The organism is Dictyobacter halimunensis (assembly GCF_036245075.1).
This window is the reverse complement of sequence record NZ_BSRI01000002.1, coordinates 4117321-4143397: the sequence shown is the minus strand read 5'-3', so window position 1 is coordinate 4143397 and position 26077 is coordinate 4117321. Positions and strand designations below refer to the sequence as shown.

Genomic DNA, 26077 nt, shown 5'->3' with positions numbered 1-26077 from the left:
GCATAAAAGCGCAAAATCAAGCTTATCGCAGTGCGTCTTTTTGCGGTGTTTCTTCTTTAGCTTACATATTGATTCGGCTTGAAACCAGATCATATCATTATTATGGCTTTTCGTGAGCAAAAAGAAAAGCGCCAGTGTGGCCTTTTCCTTTTTTACCGGGGGTAACATGCCCTTTTGTATCCCCCGCCTACGGCGGGGAGAGGGGGAGGAGGAATTTGTGGGGGACACCCCCACGCCCCCGGCAGGAGGGGCTGAACGCCCCTCCTGCACCTCCCCACCTTGAATTTGGCCTCGCGGCCGATTCCCCACCTACGGTTGGGAGGGAGGCGAAATCAGAGATGTATTATGCTTTGAAGAGGGCGTGCTGGCGTGAGCGTTGCTGTTGCTTGATGCGTTCCTCTTCGTAGTCCTGTACGCTGACATCCAGGCCGCGTTCAGTCAGGATTTTCTGGGTCAGGTCAAATGGGAAACCAAAGGTATCATACAGCTTGAACGCTTCGGGACCGGGCAGCGTGCGCAGACCAGATTGGGTTAGACGCTGGCAAGACTCGTCCAGGTAGCGCAGGCCACGGCTCAAAGTACGTTGAAAGCGCTTTTCTTCCGTGGTGAGAATACCATCGATATCAGTACGTACCTGGCGCAGCTCAGGGTACTGTTCACCAAGAATGTCGACACAGACCTGCGCAACCGGCGCTAGAAACGGCTGCTCCAGGCCCAGGGTGCGTCCCAGATACGCCGCGCGCCGGATCAGGAGTCGCAAGACATAGTCGCGACCGCCATTACCAGGAATGATATGTTCCGCGATCAAGAATGCCAGCGCCCGGCTGTGATCCGCGATCGCATTGTACGCGTGGCGATGTTGCTGATAATGCGCGTCATCGCGGTGATTAAGCTCCAGCAGGCGTCCCAAGATGGGTATGAACAGATCAGTCTCGTAGTCGTTCTTAACGCCCTGGAGCACCGTCGCCAGGCGTTCCAGGCCCATGCCGGTATCGACAGAGAACGCTGAAAGCGGCGTCAATCTTCCCTGCTCATCGCGATTGTATTGCATGAAGACCAGGTTCCAGAGTTCCATATAATCATCATCATCAGAGTTGACGCCCTCTGGATGTTGCATGCTCGGATCTGAGCCGAGATAATAGTGAATCTCTGAGCTGGGACCGCAGGGGCCAGTCTCACCCATCGACCAGAAGTTATCCTTATCGCCAAACGGCAGGATACGCTCACGCCGCACGCCTACATCCTCCCAGATGCGCGCCGCCTCCTCGTCGTCCTGATAAACAGAGATCCAGAGGCGTTCAATCGGGAGATGAAACACCTGCGTCAACAGTTCCCACGCGTAGTGGATCGCATCCTGTTTAAAGTAATCGCCAAACGAGAAGTTCCCCAACATCTCAAAAAAGGTATGGTGGCGTGGTGAACGCCCTACCTCTTCCAGATCATTGTGCTTGCCCGAGACGCGCAGGCACTTCTGGCTACTACACACGCGCGCATACGGTGACTGCTCCAATCCCAGAAACACATTTTTAAAGGGCACCATCCCCGAGTTCACGAATAGCAGGCTTTTATCTGATGACAAGACAAGCGGACTGCTAGACAGGCATGTATGCTGTTTCTGCTGAAAGTAGTCTAGAAAGGTGCGGCGAATCTCATTGCTGTGCATCATCATTTTGTTTACTCCTTGCTTTACCAACGATAGAAACGTCTACGGCAGGGCTCACGCACATGGTGAGCCGACCATTACAACGACACATAGGGCGTCAGAAAAGAGAGACAAACAAAAAGCCCGCCCCGAGTTGTATTTAACTCAGGGCGGGCTGATAGTTCTTGTATCAAAACCCGTGGTACCACCTGTATTGGAAGCCACGTTGGATATGTGCTTTCCCTCTCATCAGACACGGAATGCATCACACACTCACCCACACAAAGCATGAATAGCATGTTCAAGAAAAATGTATTCGATGTCCTGCCCCTGGATAACGGAGGGCCTCCGGCCAGAATTACTTACAACCTGCGGTTGTGTTCGTCCCGCGTCGCGATCCCGCTATAAGAGGATCAGAGGGGGGCATTCCACGTGCTGACTGAAGTGCCGGACTCTCACCGCCTCCGACTCGCTGGCGCTCAGCGCACCATGTCTTCGTCCCTCGTAACGACTGTTATTGTATTGTACAAGCAGTATACCTGACCTGCAAAAATGTGTCAAGGATACAAAAATGAGCTTATTTGTCCTTTTGCGTTATTTAGGTTGGAGGATGTAGCCGGCGATCTCGTAGCCACGGCCGGGGCGCTCTTTGTCGGGCAGGTCGGTGAGCCATTCCCATTGGGATTCTTCGGTGACATCGAAGACGTCGCGGATCAGGTCGGGCAGGACGCGTGGGACCAGGGGGATGGTGCGGCGGTGGGTGGCGTCGTGGTCGGTGCCGTAGACGTCGAAGGCGAAGCCACGAATGTCGGTCAACAGGACGGCCACACCACCCAGGTCGAGCAGCGCGCGTATATGATGGAGATGCGCGTTAATGATGCGAACCCTGAAGGACTGGGCCGCGTCCTGATAGCGGCGATGGCGCTCCTGGTCCAGCAGCAGATCAGGGGCGGCCTGCTGGGCGCGGTCAAGAATATCCAGTAATGGATAGCTGAACAGCTGTGTGAGCACGATCGAGCTGACAACGAGGCCAAAGTCACCCGGGCGCAGGGTATAGATCTCGGGTGGATCGGGGACGGGACACTGTTCGAGGCAGCTAGCGGCGGCATCGAAGAAAGCCTGGCTGCCCTGGGCGGCCAGGGCCTTCCAATCCTCGCGGCGCAGCAGACGTGTCAGGTTGCTGCTGACGCCACCGGTGAGGTCACACTGCACAAAGCGGACCCGCTTGCGCAGCGAGGCGGCCAACAATTCATCGCGGCCACGCTGCATGGAGTTCAGATCCAGATCGGCCAGCACCACCTCCTCGGAGGAGCGGCCGATATCTGAGAGCGGCACCTCGGTACAGGCGCCCGCGCCCAACACCAGGCTACTGCGAGAGGTGCTCCCATCCCGCAGCATCAGGCCCTTCGAAACAAAAGTGGCACAATTTTTGAGGTGTTGCGGGGCATGCTGACGGAACCATTCGCGCCGCTCTCTGCCCTGCATCTGGCTATTATAAGAAGTAAGTGTATCGATACGCACGATTTGCTATTTCCCGCTATATCTGGGAGGTCGTTTCTGCCGAAAAGCCTGAACGCCCTCACGATGATCGGCAGTCTTCACTGCCCTGGATTGAAATTCACCCTCTAATTGTAGCACGGTCGCCAGGTCTTGATCCTGCGAGGATTGGAAGAGCTGCTTGATCAGACCATAGGTGCGCGTCGGACCAGCGGCCAGGCGCCGGGCCATTGCGGTAACAGCCTCCTCCAGTTCGGGCAGCGGCACGCACTCATTGACCAGTCCGATGCGCTCAGCCTCGACGCCGCTGATCTCTTCGGCCAGCAGCGATAGCTCTAACGCCTTCGCCGAACCCAGTAAGCGGGTCAGGAAATAGGCACCACCACCATCGGGCACCAGGCCGATCCGGGCGAACGCCTCCGAGATGCGGGCATCGCCAGCCGCGATCCGCAGGTCGCAGGCCAGGGCGATATTGAGGGAGACACCGGTGGCGACACCGTGGATGGCGGCGATCACAGGTTGCGGGAGCTGCTGTATACCCATGATCAAATGATGATAGGCCTGTAGATGTTCGCGAACCGCCGAACCATACTCATCAGCTGGGGTGGAGGCAAATACAGAGAGGTCCTGACCAGCTCCAAAGGCGCGTCCCGCGCCGGTCAGCACCACGCACCGGATCTCTTCATCCCGCGCGGTCTCTTCTACAATCTCAATCAGCTCCTGCACCATTAGATCATTGATGGCATTGAGGACCTGGGGACGATTCATGACAATCGTCAGCACGCCGGACTCGCGTCGAACCAGCACATGTTGAAAATCGCTGCGCATAGCATAACCTCTTCCATGAATGGCGATGAAGTGTGCGATCAAACAAATTAAGGAAAATCGAAAGACCAAAAGCCAGCCGGGGCATAGATACGCAGAAAGACGAGGCTGAACTTACGCTTTGATCATTGGCGTGTCCAGCATCAGCACTTCGAGGGCCACCCGCGCATTCACATTCTGGTCCAGAGACTCCTGAGTCTGCAGGATGGCGCGGACCATACGCTCGGCCTCGATTGTCCCGACCTTCACCGACTGCGCCTTCAAGAGATCGCGCATATCCACGTTCACGGTAAGGTCAAGGCAACCATTTGCTGCCAATACCATATCACGCCACCACAGCAACCACAACTCAAGCACGTGACGCAGCTTCTCAGAGTCGGTTCCCAGGCGCTGCACGAAGTCAAAGCGCTGCACCTTCGACACGGTCGGCAGCTTCGTCAGCGCTTCTAGCTGGGCCTTGCGCTCATCCAGCAGCTCCTCATCCTCAACGGCCTCTATGGCCCAGCCCAGGCGGCCAGCGGCCAGCGCGGCGACCAGGGTCGCGTCCTCTTCATCTACCTCCCAGTGCTGCTGCAGAGCCTGCTTGATCTGCTGTAAGGTCAGAAGCTGCATCGTCACCTGCTGGACGCGTGAGATAATCGTGGGCAAGAGTAGTCCTGGATCTGGAACGGTGAGTAGCAAGACTACATCCTTCTCTGGCTCCTCAAGCGTCTTTAAAATACAGTTGGCCGCCTGGATATTCATATCCTGCGCATTCTCGATGATGAAGACGTTACGCCGACCCTCCAGGGTACGACGCGAGGCATCCGACTGCAGGGCGCGCACCTGTTCAATCAGAATGGCCTGCTTGTCAGCGGCCCTACTGATGACATGGACATCCGGGTGATTGCCATGTAGTACTTTTCGGCAGGAGAGACAGGTGTTACACGGCACCGAAGGAGAGACAGTGGGATCGGGGCCGCCGGTACACAAAAGCGCCTGCGCGAAGCGCAGGGCCAGCAGGCTCTTCCCGATGTGGGCGGGACCAGCAAATAAATAGGCATGGCGCACCTGCTGCGCGTCCAGCGTTCGGCGCAGGCGATCCACTGCATGTTCATGGCCGATAATATTCCAGCCAGGTGTCTGTGTCTGAAGGCTTCCCATGCCCTCATAGTAGCAAAATTAGAGCTCAATAGCAAGTGATAATTTCCGCTTACATGCCCCCATGTGACGAGAGTAAGGCACATGGGGCATGTAAGCGCCCCCGCACGGGCGTCCGCTGCGCGGCCACGTTGGTTTTGTATGGTGGCGCGGCAGGGGCACAGATGCGCCCCTGCCGCGCCACCATACAAATGACTCGTGAGCATCGCAGGTGTAAAATCTCAGGCAGGCTGTAGGCGATAATCATGAGAGTCAGGCACGCACCAAAAACAGCAGCCAGAAACTGAGAAAATGCTTAGTATTCTTTCAGTCTGCCACATATCCAACAAAAGATGCAGAAGCCGCATCAATCTCAGGGGAAATATGATATACTGTCTCCTATAGTGCTCGTTTTAGCGAGCTTTGAAAATCTTGCAGACAGCACATTTCAATACCGCAAGAGTGCAGGTCAACTCTTTACTATAGGCTTTCATTAGAAGCTTGCTGTTAAACAATTGGAACCAACGACCTCTCAGAATGGGTCTTACTCCCGTCACCTGGGGGCATGTGAGCGCTCCCACTTGCGCGTCCGCTGCGCGGCCGCATTAATTTTGTGATGTGGTGCATCGGGTGCGCGGATGCGCACCCGATGCACCACGGACTTGTGGGCACCGTAGATGCTCAATCTCAGACAGGCGCCGGCGATGATCAAGAGCCGGTTTGGGTATAGGGGCGCGGATGCGCCCTTGATGCATCACATCACAACGGATCTGTGAGCACCGTAGGGGCGCAATCTCAGGCAGGCCGCAGACGATGACCAGGAAGCAGTTTGTGTTGTGGGATAGAGGCACAGATGCGCACCTGATGCATCACATCACAAAGGACTCGTGAGCACCGTAGGGGCGCAATCTCAGGCAGGTGGACGGCGATGATTAGGAGCTAGTTGTGGGATGGGGGCGCAGATGCGCGCCCGATGCACCACATCACAGCGAATTCGTGAGCACCGTAGGTGCACGACTTCAGGCAGGCCGCTGGCGATGACCAGGAGTCAGTTTGTGTTGTGGGATGGGGGCGCATTTGCGCCCCCATCCCACAACACAAAAAACCAGTGCGGCCGCGCAGCGGACGCCCGTGCGGGGGCGATCATGTACCCAATGGCGAGAAATTGTATCCTTTTGGGGAGCCGTGTACTTCTTTCCTGGAATAATAGGAAATGTCTATTAGCTCATAGCATACGTCGTTATGCTCTGGTATGCTAACAAAATACCTGTACGCTCCCTTAGAAGTATGTAAAAATCTGCATTATATAAGGCCGATGTAACCGATGGATACCTCTATACGTTTCTACAATGCGAATAGCAAATTGGGTTCATCCAATGATGAACAGCAAAGCCATTCGACTATTCCTATGCCAGAGAATGAAGATGGTGTGGAGGAGGCTGACCTCGAAGCGCTTGACGCTTCCGAGGCACAATCTCAACCAGAAGAACAGGAAGCACCTCCCGAGCAGGTAAATGTCGCTGATTTCGAGGCTATCTTTACCCGGTTTCAGGTGCCCATTACCAACTTCATTTATCATCTGATAGGCAATAGAGAACAGGCGTATGATCTTGCTCAAGATGTATTCGTAAAAGCCTACAAAGCACTTTTAGGAGGAACGGTCGTCCAGCCGGGGGCATTATCGGCATGGCTGTATCGGATAGCGGCCAACACGACAACAGATTCCCTGCGGCGACGACGCTTGATTTCCTGGCTACCACTCTCATTGTTTAATGAGGATCGAGGGATCGGGGCGGGTATGGTATCAGATTCCGGCGGGACTTCGGGAGATGGTTTTAATAACAATGAGGAGCATCCTGTCGAGGCGCGTTCCAGTTCAGTCAACTCGATGTATGAACGTAATGGATACGATGGCGGACGCTTTGAGAGTCGGGTAGCAGATCGAGAGATTGTTGAGCGCATTTTTCAACAACTGCCACAAAAATATTCAGTGTGCCTCTGGCTTTATGAAAATGACGGTTTATCTTGCGCGGAAATTGCCGAAGTACTAAGTATCAGTCCTTCCGCAGTGAAGATGCGTTTAATGCGGGCAAGAGAACGTTTTATTGGATTGTATCAAAAAGAGGTCGGTGAAGATTGAACTGTCGTCAGGCGCGGGCAATGCTCGCCATATATCGTGAACAAAAACAAAATCCGACGGAGACGGCTGAATTAGAAGATCACCTGGCGCATTGTGCAGAATGCAAAGACGCATACGCTCAATACCAGCTAGTTGGAGAGCGCATCCGTTCCATGCCAGCGATCGAGCCAGATCCCGATGCCCATCAGAAGCTGATGCAGGCGTTGGCGGCTGAACATGTGCGCTTCTTACAGCGCACGCCAGCTTCAGCTTCATCAACACCGACACCAGTATTTCTGGCACCCTATCTTAAGGATCTCGCCAAACAGCCAGCACATGCTGATTCACTGGCCGCGTTTTCGACCGCCACCACAGGTCCACTACCAGTGCTGCCGGTCACGCGACCACGCCGGTCGCGCTCAACCCAGCATATCGCCATTATTGGCCTGGCAGCCTCATTCCTGGTGGTTGTGATGCTCGGAGGCCTGGTATCGCTGCTCATGCTGGCAAATCAGGGGCAGCCAGGGGTAATCCCATCCAACCAGGTCAGTATCTCGCATTCAGAGATCGCCCAAGCCGATACAAACCCCATATCTACCCAGAGCAGCTACCCTCATGTTGCCAGCAGCGTGGCCAGCGGCAATGCTATTTACTACTCGGCCTATAATGAGGATGGCTCGAACTGGATGCTGGAGAAGCTCAACACAACGGGCGATTCCAACGCCACCCATCAAAGCTCTCCATTGCTGGCGACCTCGACCACGCAACCGCTGCTCATCCTGGGCAGCAACGATAACTGGCTGCTGTGGTTGCAGATGGAGGCGCCCAAACATCCTGCTGGCAAACAGTCGCACACGGCGACCGCACAGTCGGACAACCAGTCGGGGAAATTGGCGGGCTCCTGGAGTCTGAAGGCGCTTTATATCGGCCAGGATGCCACTACCCAGAATCAGCAGACCCCGCAAGACGGCACGGCAGACTTCGCTAAACCATTGACCCTGCGTACAGATACGTTTAATAGCTCGGCCGTTGCCGACTGGGTAAACACACCCATTCAAGGGATCAGCTTCTATACGGACCACGCGCTGGTGGCTCTGATCGATAGCAAGGGTACATCGCACCTGCTCAACTATCAGTTCTCGCAGAACGCGCTGGATAAGTCGACCGAGATGGCCAGAGCGCAGGATCAGCATGTGCTGAACTCGCCCACCGCGTCCAGCGATGGCCGTAGTATCTACTGGTCCGACGAATGGCAGACACCAGATCACAAACTCAACAGCAATATCTGGACCCAGCAGACGGTGCAGGCGGCCCCATCTAAGACGGGACGCTGGATTGATCATCCCGAGACCCAGACCTATCTTTACCGCGATGACGGCACTTCGTTTCGTCCGCAGATTGTCACTGGCACACTCTTCTTCTTAACGACAAATGAGAACGTAACGGCCAACGCCACCGCCGCGGCGACATCCACGGCGGGAGTAACGCCAACAGTGACGAGCACAGTGACGCCGACCGTCAGCGCGACAGCGCAGGCGACCGCCACACCGACCCAGCAGAATCTCTCCAATCTGCTGGCCAATCCAGGCGAGATCGATCCAACTGTGATTACGCCGCAGATCGATATGGAGACGCCCGGCAAGCTGCTAGCCTTCACGCCCGACGGAGCCACCCCGGTCACAACCAATATCAGTGACAGCGAGGTACTAACGGGATTGCAGAGCGGCGGATCATTCTTGATCTGGCAAAACAGCATTACCAAAGACTTCAAGATGTACGATACCAGGGCCAGGGTAATGGTCAATGGGATCAATACCATTGATCGAAACAGTACCGCGCTGATATCGGTAAGCGGCACGACCGTGATCTGGACCAAATACGTGGCACCCGATCCCAACAACAGCGATCCGACAACGGAGTCGAACATAACGTTCACAACGCTGAAATGGCCGAAGTAATCATCAACCAAAGGAGCCCGGAACTGATGTCAGTTCCGGGCTCCTTTGGTTGATGTAGTCCAGACTTAGCAGCCGAGCTGTTTAGCGATCAGCATGCGCTGCACCTCGCTGGTGCCCTCTCCAATCTCGTTGATCTTGACGCTGCGCCAGTAGCGCGAGACCGGGTACTCGTCCATGTAACCATAGCCCCCATGGATCTGGACCGCCTGGTCGGCGGCGCGCTTGGCGGTTTCGGAGGCGAACAGTTTGGCCATCGAAGCCTCACGGGTATAGGGCTTTCCCTGCATATGCAGCCAGGCGGCCTTATAATACATCAGGCGCGCCAGTTCTATCTCCATATCCATATCGGCCAGCTTGAACTGGATGGCCTGGAACTTGCTGATCGACTGGCCAAACTGCCTGCGCTGTCTGGCGTAGCTCAGAGCCTCATCAAGACACGCCTGGGCCAGTCCAACCGAGAGGGCAGCAATGGCTACTCGCCCACCATCCAGGATGCGCAGAAACTGCTTAAAACCGTCTCCAGGATGTCCCAGGATGTTCCCCTCCGGCACCTGGCAATCCTCAAAGGCCAGCGGACGTGTATCCGAAGCTTTCCAACCCATCTTCTTGTATGGTTTGCCAATGATGTAACCGGGTGTCTCCTTTGGCACGATAAGATTGGTGATCTCTGGACGCCCCTTTGGGGTATGGCCAGTCACGGCGGTGATCGTAACACCGCCGGTCATATCGGTACCCGCATTGGTGATGAAGGTCTTGGAGCCGTTAATATGCCAGCAGCCATCCTGCAGCACGGCGCGCGTCTGTGTGCCACCGGAATCGGAGCCGGCCTCAGGCTCGGTCAAGCCAAACGCCCACAATCGCTCGCCACGGGCCAGCGGAGTCAGGTACTGCTCTTTCTGTTGTTGTGAGCCAAAGAGAAAAAACGGTGTCGCGCCCAGGGATGTATGGGCCTCCATGGTAATCCCGATGGAAACGTCTCCGCGTGAAATCTCCTCAATAGCCAGACAATACGAAAGAAAATCCGCTCCGGCCCCGCCATATTCTTCGGGGAAAGGCAATCCTAGCAGACCAAGCTCGCCCATCTGGCGAATCAGCGCGTAGGGGAACGAACCAGTGGCATCTATTTCTTCAGCAATGGGCTTGATTTCTTGTTCAGCGAATTCCCTGCATGTCTGACGAATGGCCATCTGCTCTTCATTGAGTGAAAAGTCCATCTCGAGGTGATCCTTTCTGCACTATGCATATAAGTTGTGATAGGTACAGGTAATCTGTACATCACACATTATAGTAGATGCAGACCAGAAATAGCGAGAGGGAAAATATAGTTGAGATAAAAAAATGGTGATAGGAGGCGTACACCCCCCATCACCATTTTTTTATCTCAACTATTGAAGATTACTGAGAGACTGCTTCGCTGGTTTCGGCGCTGGCGCCGACGCCTTTGCGCAGCATGGGGACTTTATCCAGAGCCTCCCAGGGCAGATCGATGTCGGTGCGGCCGAAGTGACCGAAGGCAGCGGTCGGCTGGTAGATGGGGCGGCGCAGGTCCAGTGCCTGGATAATGCCCGCCGGGCGCAGATCAAAGTGCTCATTGATCAGGCGAATGATCTCTTCATCCGAAACCTTGCCGGTGCCGAAGGTCTCAACGAACAGCGAGAGCGGACGCGCCACGCCGATGGCATAAGCGATCTGCAGCTCAATGCGATCCGCCAGTCCGGCGGCCACGATGTTCTTCGCGATATGGCGAGCCGCGTAGGCAGCCGAACGGTCAACCTTGGTCGCGTCTTTACCACTGAAGGCGCCACCACCATGGCGAGCCATGCCGCCATAGGTATCGACAATAATCTTACGGCCAGTCAGGCCGGCATCGCCCATGGGACCGCCGGTAACAAAGCGACCGGTAGGATTGACATAGAACTTGGTGTCTTTATCCAGCAGATGCGCGGGGATAACGGGCTTAATAATATACTCGATCACATCCTGGCGGATCTGCTCGCGATCCACATAGTCGGCGTGCTGGGTAGAGATCACGATCGTATCGACGCGGGTTGGTGCGCCATGCTCATACTGTACCGTAACCTGTGCCTTACCATCGGGACGTAAATATGTCATCGGGCCCTGGCCGCTCCAGGATTTGCGGCGTACCTGCGAGAGCTGGCGCGTCAATTTGTGGGCCAGGCTGATCGGCATCGGCATCAATTCGGGGGTCTCGTTACAGGCAAAGCCGATCATCATACCCTGGTCGCCAGCGCCGATGCGCTCTAGCTCGTCGTCGGTCAACCGCACGACCTTGTCGCCTTTGCTCTCCAGGGAATGGCTGACGCCCATATCGATATCGGGCGACTGCTTGCCAATAGAGGTAGTAACACCACAGGTGCGATAGTCGAAACCATAATCGGCATTGATATAGCCGACCTGCTCGATAGTCTGGCGCACGACCGCCGACATATCGACCCAGGCTGACGTTGAAATTTCACCTGCAACCAGAACCAGGCCTGTCGTTGTAGCCGTCTCACAGGCCACACGAGCCATAGGGTCCTGCGCCAGAATCGCATCCAGAATCGCGTCCGAAATTTGATCACAGAGTTTATCTGGATGACCTTCAGTCACCGACTCGCTGGTAAAAAATGTTTTAGGATCATGCATGAAACTTGTCATGAATGGGCCATTCCTTTCTCGAAAAAAATTGGTGACACATGCATATGTATGGCCATATTAATTACTTTTATTCTATGCTGAAGGTGAAGTGAGAAGTATATGTGGGGCTCAGGCATAAAAAAACCCCTTTTTCTCAGGGGTGTGGCTATTGCACATTCCCCTCATCTTGCGGCATAGCATAGACCGCCGGAATTGGCACCCTTCCTGTTTATTAGTGAAAACAGGCGGGTTGCCGGGCTTCATCGGGCCGTTTCCCTCCACCTCTCTTGATGAGAGTGATTACACTCATGTATTTATTTGTCCATGTAGCAGGGGTTTAACACCACCTATGCGCTTAACATTGCTTATAATTGTACGCTACAGATATGCTAGCTGTCAAATCTATGCAAGCGCTATCAGCATGCATGGATCAAGTACATTGATGCATGATGAGAAGGAGAAGCGAAGGATAGCGGCTGGCGCGATACTATGCCGCCAGCCTGCTATCCGGAACCACATGAAAGATGGCTTAGGTGCCGGACTCCCATGAGTTGAGGTACTTCTCCTGCTCTTCGGTGAGCGTATCAAACTTGATGCCCATGGCATGCAGTTTGAGGCGCGCGATCTCTTTATCGAGATCCTGTGGCAGGGTGTAGACCTGGGGCTTCAACTCTTTGGCATGGTTGAGCATGAACTCTGAACCCAGGGCCTGGTTGGCGAAGCTCATATCCATCACGCTGGCGGGATGGCCTTCGGCGGCGGACAGGTTGACCAGGCGGCCCTCGGCCAGCAAGTGCACATGGCGACCATCGGCATAGGTGTACTCATCGACAAAGTCGCGCACGCGACGCTTGCCAGTGGCCAACTTCTCCAGAGCCGGAATGTTAATCTCGTCATTGAAATGGCCAGAGTTGGCGATCAGGGCGCCGTCTTTCATCTTCTCCATGTGAGCCTGGTCGATCACGTTGATGTCGCCGGTCACGGTAATGAAGACATCACCCAGGGCGGCAGCCTCTACACCGGGCATGACGCGATAGCCATCCATGACGGCCTCCAGGGCACGGGTAGGATCGACTTCGCAGACGATCACGTTGGCGCCGTGGCCATGGGCACGGGAGGCCACACCACGACCACACCAGCCATAGCCGAAGACCACGATGGTGCGACCAGCCAGCAGGACATTGGTCGAGCGAATAATCGCGTCCAGCGTGCTCTGACCTGTTCCATAGCGATTATCAAATAAATGCTTGGTGTCAGAGTCATTAACCGCCAGAACCGGGAAGCGCAGGACACCCTGCTTCTCCATGCTGTGCAGGCGGATCACGCCGGTGGTGGTCTCTTCCATGCCACCGATGATGTTGGGGATCAGGTCTGTGCGAGTGGTATGCAGGGTTGAAACCAGGTCACAACCATCATCCATCGTCATCTGAGGATTGTGGTCGAGCACCGAGTTGATGTGGCTGTAGTAGGTCTTCTCATCCTCGCCTTTGATGGCATAGGTTGGGATACCATACTCGCTCACCAGCGCGGCGGCCACATCATCCTGCGTCGAAAGAGGATTGGAGGCGCACAGCACCAGGTCGGCGCCGCCGGCCTTCAGGGTAATGGCCAGGTTGGCGGTCTCGGTTGTAATATGCAAACAGCCCGACATACGCACGCCTTTGAGTGGCTGCTCCTTAGCGAAGCGCTCACGGATGAGGCGCAGGACAGGCATATCTTTCGCAGCCCACTCGATACGGTCTTTACCGCGAGGGGCCAGGGAGAGATCTTTTACATCTCCACGTGTTGAAGTTGTCATTGTATCTATCAAATTCCTTCTGTACTGACGTACGATTGTACAAGCAGTGGGAAACATTCCGGGGAACGTTCCCGATTATTCTACAACATTTCTCCATGCGCAACTATAGCTTACAAAAAGCCTATGAGTCATCCCGAACTTTTGAAAAAGTTCCCAAAACCGGGGGTGCAGGTTTCTCCCTGCCGGGGTGTGGGGACACCCCACACCCCGGCAGGAGGGCTAGCCGCCCTCCTGCACCTCCCGCATTGGAAGCGCTAATGAGCTCCCTGGGGAGTCCAGTTCGGATCGAAATGTGAGTAGCGCACCAGTTCGCCGTAGCGCTTCACGATATCATCCATGGTTAAACCTGTTAAACCACCGATGCCGAAATCGGCGCAGGCAAAAGAGCCGATGATATTTCCGTGCACGACCGCGCGCTTGATATCATCGATAGCGAAGCTTCCGGAGGCATCTGCCTGAACGGTTGAAAGGTAGCCCAGGAAACCACCCGCGAAGGAGTCGCCGGCGCCCGTAGGATCAGCCACTTCTTCGAGGGGATATGAAGGCGCGCTAAAATAGGTGCCATCGGCGCCAAAGAGCAGGGCGCCATAGCTACCGAGCTTCACCACCACGTATTTGAGGCCCAGGGTAAAGAAGTGCCGGACCGCCGCCAGAATGCTGGACTGGTTGGTGTATTGCCTGACCTCTTCCTCGCTCATCAAGAGCACATCAACCTGCTTGATCACCTCGGTTAACTGATCGCGCGCGGTATTGATCCACAGCTCCATGGTATCCAGCACGGTGAGCTGGGCGTGTGGCATCTGCTGCAGCACCTCCAGTTGCAGTTCCGGCTGAATATTGGCCAGGAAGACCAGCGGACTCTGTGTGTAAGACTCGGGCACCACGGGATGGAAATCGCCAAAGACGCCCAGCTGGGTATCGAGGGTATCGCGCGTATTCATATCCATGTGATAGCGCCCATGCCAGTGGAAGGTCTGCCCCTCCTGAATCTGGAGGCCATCGAGATTAACCGAGCGATTACGCCAGAAGTCGAGGTGTTCACGCGGAAAGTCACTCCCTACAATCCCCACCAGGTTGACCTGATCATAAATAGATGCGGCGGTCGTGAAATATGATGCGGCTCCACCCAGGACGCCATCCATCCTGTTAAAGGGTGTTTCTACTGTATCCAGGGCCACTGAGCCCACAACTAGAATAGGCAAGTTTCGCCTCCATAAAAATTGTCTCGTAAATAAGAGAGGGTTGGCACTCAAAAAGTTTCATTTTTTTGCCTTAAATCGGGGTGGCGTCGCTCAAATGCTCAATGACTCCATCCAGAAAAGACAGGGTATTGTTAAATTTGGTGCGAGCCATGTCGCGAGCTGGAGCGGTATGCAAAGATTGGTACAGCTCAATAAAACGCTCCTCGACGTGGCGCAAGATGGCGGCCAGCACCTCACCGGTAACCGCGCGATTGGGATAGCGAGCCCCAAACTCGATGAGCGAGGTAATCACAGCCAGTCCGCTCAAGCGGCCCAGCTTATCCGCGTCGTAGAGGATATTGCCCTCGGTCACCTCTTCAGCGCGCTGATCAGGTGCAACCGCCGTAGTATGGGTCAAGATAGCCTGCTCGACATGCTGCACCAGTGCGTCCGGTGCCTCATGCTGGCGCAGAAACTCGACCGCCATCTCGGACGATTTCACCTGGTGATCCTGGAAACCATGGGTCACCGTTGAAATATCATGAAGATAGCCAGCAATAATCAGTGCATCAGTGTCTATGGCAAAGGCCTGCTCTTCCTGCGACTCCAATTCAAAAGCCAGCAGTTTACAATTAGCGACCACAGCGCTCACATAGCGAAAGCCTTCGCCGCCCATAACCTCTTCCGCGTATTGGGCTGCAACTTGCACGACATCTGTATCCATCTTAAACTTACCTTCCCAAAAGCTAGAGCTCCGTATCCAGCTCCCTCAAGTTTTCGCGATACGGAGGTCGCACGATCCCTTTTTCTGTAATAATAGCAGAAATATAGGGATGGGGCGTGACATCAAATGCAGGGTTGGCCACCGCGACACCAGCGGGAGCGATCGGGGTCCCATACAATGTCGTTACTTCCTCGGGCTTGCGTTGCTCTATGGGAATCTGATCTCCCGAGGGAAGCGAGAGATCGATGGTGGAGCAAGGAGCCACCACATACAGCGGAATCTGGTGGGCGTGCGCCAGCACCGCCAGGCTATACGTGCCAATCTTGTTGGCCACGTCACCATTGGCGGCGATGCGATCGGCCCCCACGAAAATAGAGCGAATGTTCCCCTGACGCATAAAGTGGCCCGCCATGTTATCGGTGATCAGCGTCAGCGGAATACCCTCCTGCTGTAACTCCCAGGCCGTTAAGCGCGCGCCCTGAAGAACAGGTCGCGTTTCGTCAACCAGGACATGCAGGTTCTTCCCGCTGCGGGCCGCCACGTATATCGGGGCCAGCGCGGTCCCGATGCCTGTCGCGGCCAGGGCACCGGCATTACAATGCGTCAATAGTGTATCACCATCAGCAATCAATTCAGCTCCATACATACCCATCTGCCAGCACGCCTGCACATCTTCAGCGGCGATGGCCTGCGCCTCTTCTTGCAAGAGGTCTACAAGCTGCTGAACCGGCATGGATCTTCGGGCGGCACGCTGCATACAGCGTTGCATACGCTCAGTAGCCCAGAAGAGGTTTACGGCCGTGGGTCGCGTACGGCATAGGAGCTGACCGACCTCGTACACGTGCTCGCTGAGCTCGGACTGGGTAAGCTCGCGCTGACCAGCCTGGCGCTCAGCCAGGAGCCTGGCAGCGGCCAGAGCAACACCAAAGGCGGCCGTCACACCAATAGCCGGGGCACCCCTCACCTTTAAACTGGCGATCGCATCGGCTACCTGCTGCTCATGCTGAAGATGCATGATGACCACCTGCTGTGGCAGCAGCGATTGATCCAGCAGGGCAATCTGCGCGCGCCCATCTGCCTCCTCCTCCCACCACACGGTCCGCACCTGTGAATGAAAGAAACTGTCGTCCATGGGAATTAAGGCCTCCTCCTGGTCTCACCAGGCAAAAGGATGGCAAGACGTTTTGGGCATAATCCCCCGATATGTAACGAAGGGGTAACGCAAACTGCGTTTTATGCACCCAATAGTACTAACCCATAAGTGAATGATTGCGGTAAATCCACCAGAGTATGCTACCATGATAAACGATACAACACTCAACAGCAAGTATGCATGACTACTTTATCATGTTACTGATAGCGTTAGTTGTCCGTTCCACTAGACAGAAGGGAAAAGCGTTTCCACACGCGCCATAGCTATACACGCTTGCGCGCAGTGTCGGCCTACCGTACTACATGGCCTGGAGACAGCTACTCATCCTCTTGCATGGAACGGACAAGGGAACACAGTAGCTATCGAAGGGATTGTAGCGCATGGTCCGGGTGGAAACCAGGGAGAACTCCTGGTCCTTTGAACAAATTTACGACGAATACAAGACACCTATTTACAACTACGTCTATCACCTGGTAGGGGATCGTGAACAGGCCGATGACCTGACACAGGATACCTTCCTGAAGGCTTTTCGTGCCCTGCCAAAGATGGATGCGAACTTGAAGTTGTCGGCCTGGCTCTACCGTATTGCCACCAATACGGCATATGATGCGTTGCGTCGTCGCAAACTGATTGCCTGGTTACCCTGGCAAGATCTCGACCACGAGCCAGCTGATGTGGAGAGCGCGGATCCGCAAGAGATCTATGGCACCACTGAAATGGTACGTGCGGCACTACGCCGCATGCCCCAGCAGTATAGGGCGGCCCTGTTATTATATACTCAGGAGGGGTTCTCCTATAGCGAGATTGCCCACACCCTGAACATTGCTGAGAGCGGCGTCAAAATGTATCTCTCGCGCGCACGTCAGTCGTTTCGAGAGCACTATCGGTCCCTGGAACAAGGAGGAGGCACGAAATGAACTGTGAGCAGGTCAGGGATTTGCTCAGTGCCTACCTTGACGATCAGCTCACAGCGAATGAGCGCCAGTACGTAGATGCCCATCTTTCGTCTTGCCCCCAATGTGCCAGCGTCCTGGCCGACTATCGCCGCTTCGATGCTTTGCTGGCCCAGCTGCCACGGGTCACTCCTACGCCTGATCTGCGCGACAAGATACTGGCCACGGCAGGCCCGTTCACAAGTGAAGGCAAACAACAGGCCCCGGACTCATACAATAGCTGGATACAATATACCCCACTCTCCCAGCCAACCAGAAACGCTTTCCCAAAACGGCTGAACGTAGATAATAGCACGCGTACATCCTCAGACTCCTCCTCTCCCTTCTCCTTCCAACCGCTGTTCAACCACTATCCCAGGCGCAACCTCCTCGGTCTGCAGATCGCCATCATTCTACTCCTTATCCTGCTAACCAACGGCATTCGCCTGCTTCTCCTTCGTTACAACTGGCCCAGGCACCCATAAGAACCGCTTGAAAAGCCGGCACCGAGGGACCATGAGGGAGCGGGGCCGCTGCGCGGCAAAGCTGGGGCAAGCCCCAATACATTCAACATAACATGCTGACGCCTCTTTGAGAGGGGAGATGGTATCGTTGGTGGAACGTGGGCGCCCGGGCACGGGCCGCTTTGCAGCAAAGCTGGGACAAGCCCAGCACCTACGGCGATCTTCGTTTCTGATACCGCGCCACATGTTTTTTTGTGTGTTGGTGCATCGGGGGCGCGGATGCGCCCCCGATGCACCAACACACAAATATATTTGGGCACCGCAGGTGCGAAAACGCATGCCAGCCGGGGCATGCCCGCCACCTATGATAGATGGGTGATGTATATACCTCATTATAACCATATCTGAATTGAGGGAAGTGTACATAATGCATATTTTGGGGGTACTGAAATAGGAGCAAGAAAAAATGTCCGGTGCATTACATAAAGTAATCGTAAAAATTCCGCAAAGTGGTGCTAAACCTGTTTACTTTGAATAAGATTATACGTTATAATACATAGGCTTGGGATGGATGGCGGGATGTGCGTAGGCAAGCAACCCACCTCGACGAGCAGCTTGTAGCGGACATCTAAGATTTACGTGCAACCTTTTCCCCATGGGGTTCGCACGCGCACCTCCTGGAGTTTCGCGTCGCGCCAGAAGCAGACGCGTTGTAAGGGGAAGACGAGCTGGCACCCCGTCTTCCCCTTGCTTTTACCATAGGTAGGTAGGAAGGGTCGCATGCAATTCACAGTACGATCACTGGGTGGAAAACTGATAATTGTTGCGACGTTGACGCTCTTGCTTTGTATGCTCCTCTTTTCCATTATTTCCTGGGGCATGTTCAGGTTCTATTCAGAATACCAGGCCAAGAGGGACGCGCAATCACATCTTTCCGGCATACAGGCAGCATATCAGGGCCATGCCAGGGATTTCATCCAGACGGCCAATAAGATAGCACAGGATAGGCAGATGACGGCGGCGCTGGCACGCTCACCCACGGCGAACGGGGGAAGCGCTGTCCGTACATTGCTTAACCAGTATACTATCAGTAACGCGCTGTATTCATTAGATATCCTCGATAAGCAGGGCCATGGGCTGGCTCCCGCAGCCCTCCCCTTAACCAGCGCGCAGCAGCAACTGGTTGCCCCGGCCAGACAGGGGCAGACTATCCTATTACTCCAGCCACTGTCCGTGCCCACTCCTGCTGTGTCATCCAACCCACAATGGCTCCTGCTATTAGCACGTCCAACGCCAACTTATGCCGGCGGGATCATGGTTGCCACGCAAGCTATCGATGGTCAGTTTATGCAGGACCTCAGCCAGCGGGCCGATACCAGGCTACTCGCCTGTGTGCAGAACCAGTTTGTGGGGGCGACCGCCTTAGACCTGGCGCAGTCTACCAGGCTGAAGAATGAGACGCAGCAGCAGATGTGCCAGCATGATGAGCCACATGTCGTGGAGAGCCACGAGTCATACCTGGTACAGGGCCGTAGCATACACCTGGCACAACAGATAGCCGGCACACCCGATCTCACGCTGAGCACGATTGAGCCACTCTATAACCTGAGCACTCATCCCAGGCGCTCAATGCTCTTAATAGTGGGGACCGGCCTGTTTGTATTTTCGCTGGGCATCTTTCTCTTCTCTTTTTTCACCAGCGTTCTGCTGATCCGGCCGCTCCGTCGTCTGCAGGCGCACGCCCAGATTCTGGTAACGCAGAATACAGGCGTACAGTTAGAGCTACCACGCGCGAACGAATTGCCCATGCTGGCCCAGTCCTTCCAGCTCCTCAACGAATCGCTCTACAATGAAAGCCAGGCCCTGATCGATCAGACGCACAATCTGCTGGTCATGAGCGATGCCTTGATGTCTACCTTAAACCTGGAACAGCTACTGGGCGAGTTTGTAGCTCGCATGGGGAGTATCATGCATGTCGAGCACGTATCACTACTACTCTATGGACGCGAAAGCATCGCCCCCTGGGCGGTAGCACAGTGGTCGGAGGCGCCCGAGGAGCCACCACAGCTAGAGGTCCAGACCGTCCCAAGTACGGTCAGCGTCTATACCGATCCCAATAACGATATTACGATGGCCGTAACCAGCAAGATGGCCGCCATCCCCAATCCACAGTCTCTAACACCCAGCGCGAAACGGACCGCCATCCGCGCCGGTGCGCCAACAACAGGAGGCACCATCAGGACATCGCGCATCCCCAACCACGCCCTGCACGAACTGGATATGACGCTGGCGCGCATGGCGATCCAGCGGCAGAAGATCGTTTACGGCGAAGACATCACCACCATCTATCAGAAAAAGCAGGAGCGCTGGGCGCGCCTGGCCTTAGAGGCTGGCTACTGCTCCGCCATCGCGGTCCCCCTGCTATTGCAGGACCAGGCAATCGGTGCATTTATACTTTATACTGAAGAATCACACCCGATCAGCAGCCGTGATACCTTCTTACTCAGTACAGCAGCCCTGCAAACGTCGATGGCCATCGAAAACGCACTCTTATTCGCGGAAGTCAAAGATAAGAACGCGGCTCTTGAACGCGCCAACCATTTGAAATCTCAATTTCTGGCCAACGTCACCCATGAGCTGCGCACACCACTGCATAGTATCATCAGCTATGGCGCACTCATCCTGGAAGGCTTTGTGGATGGGACGCTCACTGAGGAACAGGAACAGCATATTCAATTCATGGTCGACCGGGCCGAGGACCTCTCGCACCTCGTCGATGATATGCTCGATCTCTCAAAAATCGAAGCCGATCGCATCGAGATAAAATCAGAGCCGCTGAAACTGGCGTCCAGCCTATCCCAGGTTATCGAGCAATTGAAGCCACTGGCCAACAATAAAGAGCTCTATCTGCGTCTGGGGATCGATAGCGGCATCCCGCAGGTGCTGGCCGATGGTCACCGCCTGCGCCAGGTCGTCATCAACCTGGTTTCCAATGCCATCAAGTTTACCGAGAAAGGTGGGGTGACCATTCATTGCCATTACCTGAAGCAGCAGGACATGGTGCAGATCGCCGTTACCGACACAGGTATCGGTATTTCGCCCGCAGCCCTCGGCTACATCTTCGAAGCCTTTCGCCAGGCCGATGGCAGCACCACCAGGCGCTTCGGTGGAACAGGGCTGGGCCTCACCATCGCGAAAAAGCTGATTGAACTGCAGGGTGGAGAGATCGCGGTAGAAAGCATACCAGGGGAGGGGTCCACCTTTTCGTTTACACTACCGATTGCCGAACCATCCGAAGTCATAATCAAGAATATATGAGAAACGACATGAATACATCAAAACAGAACGCATATCAACCAACCATCATGGTCATTGAGAACGAGGTGTCCAACCGCCTCCTGATCGAGCGCGTCCTGTCGACCCGCGGCTATCGCTGCATCTCGGCCTCCAACGGACGCGATGCCCTGGAGATGTTGGATCGGGAACGCGTCGACCTGGTGCTCACCGATCTCTCAATGCCGGTCCTGGACGGCTATCAGACCACACAGCTCATCCGCGCGCGCCCCGGCATGCAACAGGTGCCTATCGTGGCCGTAACGGCGTTCGCGCTCAACGATGAAGGTGAGGCCGCCAGGCAGATTGGCTGCACAGAATATCTGACCAAACCATTTAAGCCGCGCCAGCTGCTGGAAGTGGTTGAGCGCCTCCTCCATCGATCGGCATGAAGCAGGCTTGTTCTCTCGTTGAACGATGTGCCATACTGAAGAGAGATCACATAGAGTATCGCTCATCGATCAGGTTTAGCCGTTCTCATGAACCAGCCAGTATCTGGTCTGGTGGCAACCGGATCGGTGCTAAAAACAGCGATGGCATCACACCATCAGCTGCTATAGTACGTTCGAAGGAGAATTGCACGTATGGAGATCAATCTGACAACGCAGGAACTAAGCAGGATTGCCTGTGATGCTTTGATTGTTAGTGCGGCACGCAAAGTGTCTGACTCGGGGATCGAATTATCGACCGCGGCGGCCGCAGTCGACACCGTCCTGTCCGGGCTCATCGCCGAGCGGAGCGCAGATGGAGAATTTAAAGGCGGAGCCGGCGAGCTACTCACCCTGCATCCCGGCGATAAGCTGGCCGCCAAACGGGTCATAGTGGTGGGCCTGGGATCGCTGGACAAACTGAATAACCAGTCGGTACGCAAGGCGACCGCCATCGCGGCCCGTCACCTGCAGAAGACGGGCGCGCGAACGATCGCGGTCGCTGGAGGACTGACCACCAATAAATTTGGCGTCGAGGAAGAGGCTCAGGCCGCCATTGAAGGCGCGCTGCTGGGACTCTATACGTTCCGCGCCTATCAGAGCAAAGAGAACACCAGCAGCGTCAACCAGGTCATTCTGGCATCCACACAGGAGCAAAAAAGCGGGTTAGAGCAGGCCATCCGGCAGGCACAGGCCATGGCCGAGGGTACCAACTTCGCCCGCAGCCTGATCAATGAGCCTCCCTGCGTGCTGACCCCTATTGAACTGGCCAATCGCGCCAGCGCCATGGCAAAGGAAGTGGGGCTGGAATGCGAGATCTTCGAAAAAGAGAAGATTCAAGAGATGGGGATGGGTGGATTGCTGGCGGTCTCCAAAGGTAGCGTGAATCCACCGCGCTTCGTCATCCTGCGCTACCGCGGTGGTGCCGAGGGCGACAAGGGGATGGCGCTGGTAGGTAAAGGTGTCACCTTCGATACCGGCGGTATCTCGCTCAAACCCGGCGCCAATATGGACGCCATGAAGGGCGATATGGGTGGGGCCGCAGCCGTTCTGGGCGCCATGCTGGCTATTGGCCGTCTCAAACCCACCATCAATGTCACAGCCTTCGTGCCAACCTGCGACAACATGCCCAGCGGCAGTTCATATGTGCCGGGCGACATCGTCCGTATCATGAACGGCAAGACAATCGAGATCGTCAACACCGATGCCGAAGGTCGCATGATCCTGGCCGACGCCCTCTCCCTGGCCACACAGGAAGGCCTATCCCCCATCCTGGACCTGGCCACGCTAACCGGCGCCATGGTGGTCGCCCTGGGACATCCCATAACCGGCTTCTTCAGCAATGATGAGCAGCTAACGCAGGCCATCATTACCGCCGGCCGCGCCGCTGGTGAAAAATACTGGCCGATGCCCCTGGACGAGGAATATGGCGAGTTGATCAGAAGCGAGATCGCCGACATCAAGCAGACCGGCGGTCGCGAGGCGGGCTCAGTCACGGCCGCGAAGATCCTGGAGCATTTCGTAGGGAACGCGAAATGGGCGCACCTCGATATCGCCGGCACCAGCTACGTCGATAGTCCCAAACCCTACCAGGAAAAAGGTGGCACCGGCGTAGGTGTGCGCACCCTGACCGAACTGGCATTCCAGCTGGCGAAGAAATAAGCAAGCTTGAGCTTTCGCACCTGCGGCGCTCAGGAGTCATTATGGTGTCGGTGCGACAGGCGCGCAAATGCGCGCCTGTCGCACCGACACCATAATCATCAGACACATTCTCACTACTGGGCAGTAAACCGATTACGCACCAGCAGGCGGCTAGTCCCCTCTTGAACAGGGATCTGCTTGACCGCGATAGCGACACGATTATCCGCGTTCAGGGCGTTCCAATAGGTATCCAGCACCGCTTCAGCCTTGCCCGCGCACGGCAACAGCAGTGGATCGCCGCTAAAACTGGGCAGCGGATTGCCGTCGCCGCGATACGTGGTCAATCCCATACCGAAGCCGCGAGGCAGTTTTCCAGGACGGTAGGTAAAGCGATCGGTGTTGGCGGGATTAGCCTGACTGGCCTTCAAGATGCTCAGCGTGATCCGGCCGGGAAAGGTCTGCAGGTCCAGCATGCCACTGATGCGAGGCGTATAGTGGGGAGCATCCGGCTCACGCTCCCGCTTTTCGAGCGCCGCATCAAACGAGTTGCCAGCCAGCAATGCATCATAAATAGTGCGCGTCTGATCGCCATTGCTGACCAGGTAGATACTGGACAGTTCAAGCATCGCATCATAGATCAAGAGTTCAGGATTCTCCATCTGACGCGTATCGATCGGCTCGGTGCGCAACGTAGTCCCCGCGGCCACAAAGCGACGATTGCGACTCGAAGCACTGCGCCCCATGATCCAATAAATCATCAACCAGGCATCTTCCACGGAAGAGCGGCCGATCACCAGACCTCTTCCCGGATAAGGATTATTCCTCAGCAGTTCAAAATTCGCCGCTGCCAGCGCATTAGCATCCATCTGTCGGTTATCTCCCTTTTTATTGTTACGCCCCGGTCTCCACCAGGCGTTTCCTTATAGCAAATGGGCCTTAAATGGAGTATACAGCAAAATCGGCTGACTGTAAAAAGCAGATGTATGGCGACAAGACAAACAGTTGCGGCAACGCTTTGCTGTACAACAGCGGCCCACTTATTATTTATGTTTATCGACCATTAATGTCTTTTTCAAAGCGGCACGGGCCGCGAAGTAGCCACACATGCCGTGTACGCCCCCACCGGGCGGTGTCGACGAGGAGCAAAGAAAAATGTCGGGGGCGGGAGTTGTATAGGGATCAAGGCGTATGGTCGGACGTGTAAACAGCTGCCAGATGTCCTGCACGCCACCATTGATGTCTCCCCCGATATAGTTGGGGTTGTACTGCTCCAGCGCGGCGGGATTCGAGACGTAACGCGCCAGGATGCGATCACGAAAGCCCGGAGCGAAGCGCTCTATCTGCTCCTCGATGCGATCGGTCATGTCAAAGGTTGAGCCGCTGGGAACGTGGCAGTAGGCCCAGGCCGTATGCTTGCCCTGTGGTGCGCGGCTGGCGTCGACCAGGCTTTGCTGAGCTACCAGCACATAGGGTCGCTCCGCGTGCTGACCACGCCACACCTGCCGCTCGGACTCGGCTATCTCAGCAAAAGAGCCGCCCAGGTGAACGGTCCCGGCCTGCAGACACCCTTGAGCCTTCCAGGGGATCGGACCATCCAGCGCCAGGTCAATCTTAAAGGAGCCCGGCCCATAACGATAACGCCGTAGACGCCGCTTATAGTTGTCGGGCAGGCGATTACCTGCCAGGGCCAGCAGCTGGCGCGGCGTCACATCAAAGAGATACGCCCTGGCCGGAGGCAGCTCATCGATATGCCGCACCTCGCGGCCCGTCTGGATCTCCCCTCCCAGAGAACGCAGGTAGCCAGCCAGCGCATCCACGATGCTCTGCGAGCCGCCGCGAGGCACCGGCCAGCCAACGGCGTGCCCGGCCGTTCCCAGCAGCAGGCCCGCCGCCGCGCTGGTCAAGCGCTCCATCGGCAGCATAGAATGGGCGCAGATACCGGCCAGCATGGTACGCGCGCGTGTCTCTTTAAACAGCGATTGTGTCAACAGCCGCGCCGAAGACAGGGCGGCCAATCCAAAGGGGACGAGCGCCAATGGATGGAGCAGGGGCTTTACACGCAATGGACCCAGGAAGGCGTTCACGATCAGCGGCCAGTGCTCGACATATGGATGCATCAGCTTGCGGTAGGCTCCCTCATCCACGCCCAGGGTGGCGGCCGTCTCGTCTACCGAACGCTGTAGCAGCATGGCCGAGCCATCATCCAGAGGATGGGCCAGGGGAATCTCGGGCTGCATCCACTCCAGGCCAAATCGCTCCAGCGGCAGAGACTGAAAAAACGGCGAAGCAATTCCCAGTGGATGGACGGCCGAGCACACGTCATGCACAAAGCCCGGCAACGTCAGCTCCTTCGAACGCGATCCCCCGCCAATGGTCTCCTTCGCCTCCACCACCAGCACATGTTGTCCCGCCCGCGCCAGCTCCACCGCCGCCGCCAGACCATTTGGACCCGAACCAATTACAATCGCATCATACATGAAACAATCACCCACGTTCTACAGACTCTACAGATCTTCAACAGCCAGTTTCAAACTACTACTAATATTTATCCACACGCGACTAATGATAAGCAATAGATCCTGCTAACGACTGAATTGTGGAGAATAGATCCGGTCCCCCATTGGTG

Annotated in this window: 19 protein-coding genes and 1 riboswitch; of the genes, 7 read left to right on the top strand and 12 right to left on the bottom strand. The window is 55.7% G+C overall.

What is annotated here, in order from left to right; translation table 11 throughout:
- Window positions 1–343 precede the first annotated feature (343 nt).
- From alaS to holB, 4 genes are all read right to left on the bottom strand, one after another.
- Window positions 344–1669: an alanine--tRNA ligase gene (gene alaS / locus AABA21_RS31100; RefSeq protein ID WP_338256235.1), complete on the bottom strand. Its 1326-nt coding sequence runs from the start codon at window positions 1667–1669 to the stop codon at window positions 344–346.
- A gap of 567 nt (window positions 1670–2236) precedes the next feature.
- A complete protein-coding gene (locus AABA21_RS31095) occupies window positions 2237–3163 on the bottom strand; it encodes a hypothetical protein (protein WP_338256234.1) in 927 nt (308 codons plus the stop codon).
- A gap of 6 nt (window positions 3164–3169) precedes the next feature.
- On the bottom strand, window positions 3170–3967 hold the full coding sequence (locus AABA21_RS31090; RefSeq protein WP_338256233.1) for an enoyl-CoA hydratase/isomerase family protein: 798 nt from the start codon (window positions 3965–3967) through the stop codon (window positions 3170–3172).
- A gap of 111 nt (window positions 3968–4078) precedes the next feature.
- Window positions 4079–5107, bottom strand: a complete 1029-nt coding sequence (holB, locus tag AABA21_RS31085; RefSeq protein ID WP_338256231.1) for a DNA polymerase III subunit delta' — start codon at window positions 5105–5107, stop codon at window positions 4079–4081.
- A gap of 1300 nt (window positions 5108–6407) precedes the next feature.
- On the opposite strand from holB, the gene AABA21_RS31080 reads away from it, so the two are divergent.
- Both AABA21_RS31080 and AABA21_RS31075 read left to right on the top strand, forming a co-directional pair.
- Window positions 6408–7223, top strand: a complete 816-nt coding sequence (locus AABA21_RS31080; RefSeq protein WP_338256230.1) for an RNA polymerase sigma factor — start codon at window positions 6408–6410, stop codon at window positions 7221–7223.
- Window positions 7220–9160: an anti-sigma factor family protein gene (locus AABA21_RS31075; RefSeq protein ID WP_338256228.1), complete on the top strand. Its 1941-nt coding sequence runs from the start codon at window positions 7220–7222 to the stop codon at window positions 9158–9160. The genes AABA21_RS31080 and AABA21_RS31075 overlap by 4 nt, the downstream gene beginning before the upstream one ends.
- A gap of 65 nt (window positions 9161–9225) precedes the next feature.
- Here AABA21_RS31075 and AABA21_RS31070 read toward each other — a convergent pair whose 3' ends face one another.
- From AABA21_RS31070 to mtnA, 6 genes are all read right to left on the bottom strand, one after another.
- Complete coding sequence (locus AABA21_RS31070; RefSeq protein ID WP_338256227.1) at window positions 9226–10374, bottom strand: acyl-CoA dehydrogenase family protein; 1149 nt, start codon at window positions 10372–10374, stop codon at window positions 9226–9228.
- Window positions 10375–10555: 181 nt separating this feature from the next.
- Complete coding sequence (gene metK / locus AABA21_RS31065) at window positions 10556–11806, bottom strand: methionine adenosyltransferase (protein ID WP_420917236.1); 1251 nt, start codon at window positions 11804–11806, stop codon at window positions 10556–10558.
- A gap of 170 nt (window positions 11807–11976) precedes the next feature.
- A riboswitch (SAM riboswitch) is annotated at window positions 11977–12094 on the bottom strand.
- Between the two features lie 232 nt (window positions 12095–12326).
- Window positions 12327–13595 (bottom strand): adenosylhomocysteinase, encoded by a 1269-nt coding sequence (ahcY, locus tag AABA21_RS31060; RefSeq protein WP_338256224.1) that lies wholly within the window; start codon window positions 13593–13595, stop codon window positions 12327–12329.
- Between the two features lie 254 nt (window positions 13596–13849).
- Window positions 13850–14797 carry a PfkB family carbohydrate kinase gene (locus tag AABA21_RS31055; protein WP_338256222.1) on the bottom strand — a complete coding sequence of 316 codons (948 nt, stop codon included), beginning with the start codon at window positions 14795–14797 and terminating at the stop codon, window positions 13850–13852.
- A gap of 70 nt (window positions 14798–14867) precedes the next feature.
- Window positions 14868–15500, bottom strand: a complete 633-nt coding sequence (locus AABA21_RS31050) for an HD domain-containing protein (RefSeq protein ID WP_338256220.1) — start codon at window positions 15498–15500, stop codon at window positions 14868–14870.
- Between the two features lie 22 nt (window positions 15501–15522).
- On the bottom strand, window positions 15523–16632 hold the full coding sequence (gene mtnA / locus AABA21_RS31045) for an S-methyl-5-thioribose-1-phosphate isomerase (protein WP_338256218.1): 1110 nt from the start codon (window positions 16630–16632) through the stop codon (window positions 15523–15525).
- Window positions 16633–17033: 401 nt separating this feature from the next.
- On the opposite strand from mtnA, the gene AABA21_RS31040 reads away from it, so the two are divergent.
- The 5 genes from AABA21_RS31040 to AABA21_RS31020 all read left to right on the top strand — a co-directional run bounded on the left by AABA21_RS31040 (window position 17034) and on the right by AABA21_RS31020 (window position 23472).
- Window positions 17034–17570: an RNA polymerase sigma factor gene (locus tag AABA21_RS31040; protein ID WP_126597319.1), complete on the top strand. Its 537-nt coding sequence runs from the start codon at window positions 17034–17036 to the stop codon at window positions 17568–17570.
- On the top strand, window positions 17567–18070 hold the full coding sequence (locus tag AABA21_RS31035; RefSeq protein WP_338256214.1) for an anti-sigma factor family protein: 504 nt from the start codon (window positions 17567–17569) through the stop codon (window positions 18068–18070). Before AABA21_RS31040 ends, AABA21_RS31035 begins: the two co-directional genes overlap by 4 nt.
- A gap of 759 nt (window positions 18071–18829) precedes the next feature.
- Window positions 18830–21367, top strand: a complete 2538-nt coding sequence (locus AABA21_RS31030) for a HAMP domain-containing sensor histidine kinase (protein WP_338256212.1) — start codon at window positions 18830–18832, stop codon at window positions 21365–21367.
- A gap of 8 nt (window positions 21368–21375) precedes the next feature.
- Window positions 21376–21774, top strand: a complete 399-nt coding sequence (locus AABA21_RS31025; protein WP_338256209.1) for a response regulator — start codon at window positions 21376–21378, stop codon at window positions 21772–21774.
- Window positions 21775–21966: 192 nt separating this feature from the next.
- Window positions 21967–23472: a leucyl aminopeptidase gene (locus AABA21_RS31020; RefSeq protein ID WP_338256207.1), complete on the top strand. Its 1506-nt coding sequence runs from the start codon at window positions 21967–21969 to the stop codon at window positions 23470–23472.
- Window positions 23473–23585: 113 nt separating this feature from the next.
- On the opposite strand, the gene AABA21_RS31015 is transcribed toward AABA21_RS31020, so the two are convergent.
- On the bottom strand, window positions 23586–24317 hold the full coding sequence (locus AABA21_RS31015) for an IMP cyclohydrolase (RefSeq protein ID WP_338256206.1): 732 nt from the start codon (window positions 24315–24317) through the stop codon (window positions 23586–23588).
- A 174-nt stretch (window positions 24318–24491) separates the two neighbouring features.
- Window positions 24492–25928 (bottom strand): phytoene desaturase family protein, encoded by a 1437-nt coding sequence (locus tag AABA21_RS31010; RefSeq protein WP_338256205.1) that lies wholly within the window; start codon window positions 25926–25928, stop codon window positions 24492–24494.
- Window positions 25929–26077: the final 149 nt, after the last annotated feature.

Bases quoted from the DNA above. Each gene is read 5' to 3' on its own strand.
- alaS (WP_338256235.1), bottom strand. From the start codon at position 1,669: ATGATGATGCACAGCAATGAGATTCGCCGCACCTTTCTAGACTACTTT.
- AABA21_RS31090 (WP_338256233.1), bottom strand. From the start codon at position 3,967: ATGCGCAGCGATTTTCAACATGTGCTGGTTCGACGCGAGTCCGGCGTG.
- holB (WP_338256231.1), bottom strand. From the start codon at position 5,107: ATGGGAAGCCTTCAGACACAGACACCTGGCTGGAATATTATCGGCCAT.
- AABA21_RS31080 (WP_338256230.1), top strand. From the start codon at position 6,408: ATGGATACCTCTATACGTTTCTACAATGCGAATAGCAAATTGGGTTCA.
- AABA21_RS31070 (WP_338256227.1), bottom strand. From the start codon at position 10,374: ATGGACTTTTCACTCAATGAAGAGCAGATGGCCATTCGTCAGACATGC.
- metK (WP_420917236.1), bottom strand. From the start codon at position 11,806: ATGCATGATCCTAAAACATTTTTTACCAGCGAGTCGGTGACTGAAGGT.
- ahcY (WP_338256224.1), bottom strand. From the start codon at position 13,595: ATGACAACTTCAACACGTGGAGATGTAAAAGATCTCTCCCTGGCCCCT.
- AABA21_RS31050 (WP_338256220.1), bottom strand. From the start codon at position 15,500: ATGGATACAGATGTCGTGCAAGTTGCAGCCCAATACGCGGAAGAGGTT.
- mtnA (WP_338256218.1), bottom strand. From the start codon at position 16,632: ATGGACGACAGTTTCTTTCATTCACAGGTGCGGACCGTGTGGTGGGAG.
- AABA21_RS31040 (WP_126597319.1), top strand. From the start codon at position 17,034: ATGGTCCGGGTGGAAACCAGGGAGAACTCCTGGTCCTTTGAACAAATT.
- AABA21_RS31035 (WP_338256214.1), top strand. From the start codon at position 17,567: ATGAACTGTGAGCAGGTCAGGGATTTGCTCAGTGCCTACCTTGACGAT.
- AABA21_RS31030 (WP_338256212.1), top strand. From the start codon at position 18,830: ATGCAATTCACAGTACGATCACTGGGTGGAAAACTGATAATTGTTGCG.
- AABA21_RS31025 (WP_338256209.1), top strand. From the start codon at position 21,376: ATGAATACATCAAAACAGAACGCATATCAACCAACCATCATGGTCATT.
- AABA21_RS31020 (WP_338256207.1), top strand. From the start codon at position 21,967: ATGGAGATCAATCTGACAACGCAGGAACTAAGCAGGATTGCCTGTGAT.
- AABA21_RS31015 (WP_338256206.1), bottom strand. From the start codon at position 24,317: ATGGATGCTAATGCGCTGGCAGCGGCGAATTTTGAACTGCTGAGGAAT.
- AABA21_RS31010 (WP_338256205.1), bottom strand. From the start codon at position 25,928: ATGTATGATGCGATTGTAATTGGTTCGGGTCCAAATGGTCTGGCGGCG.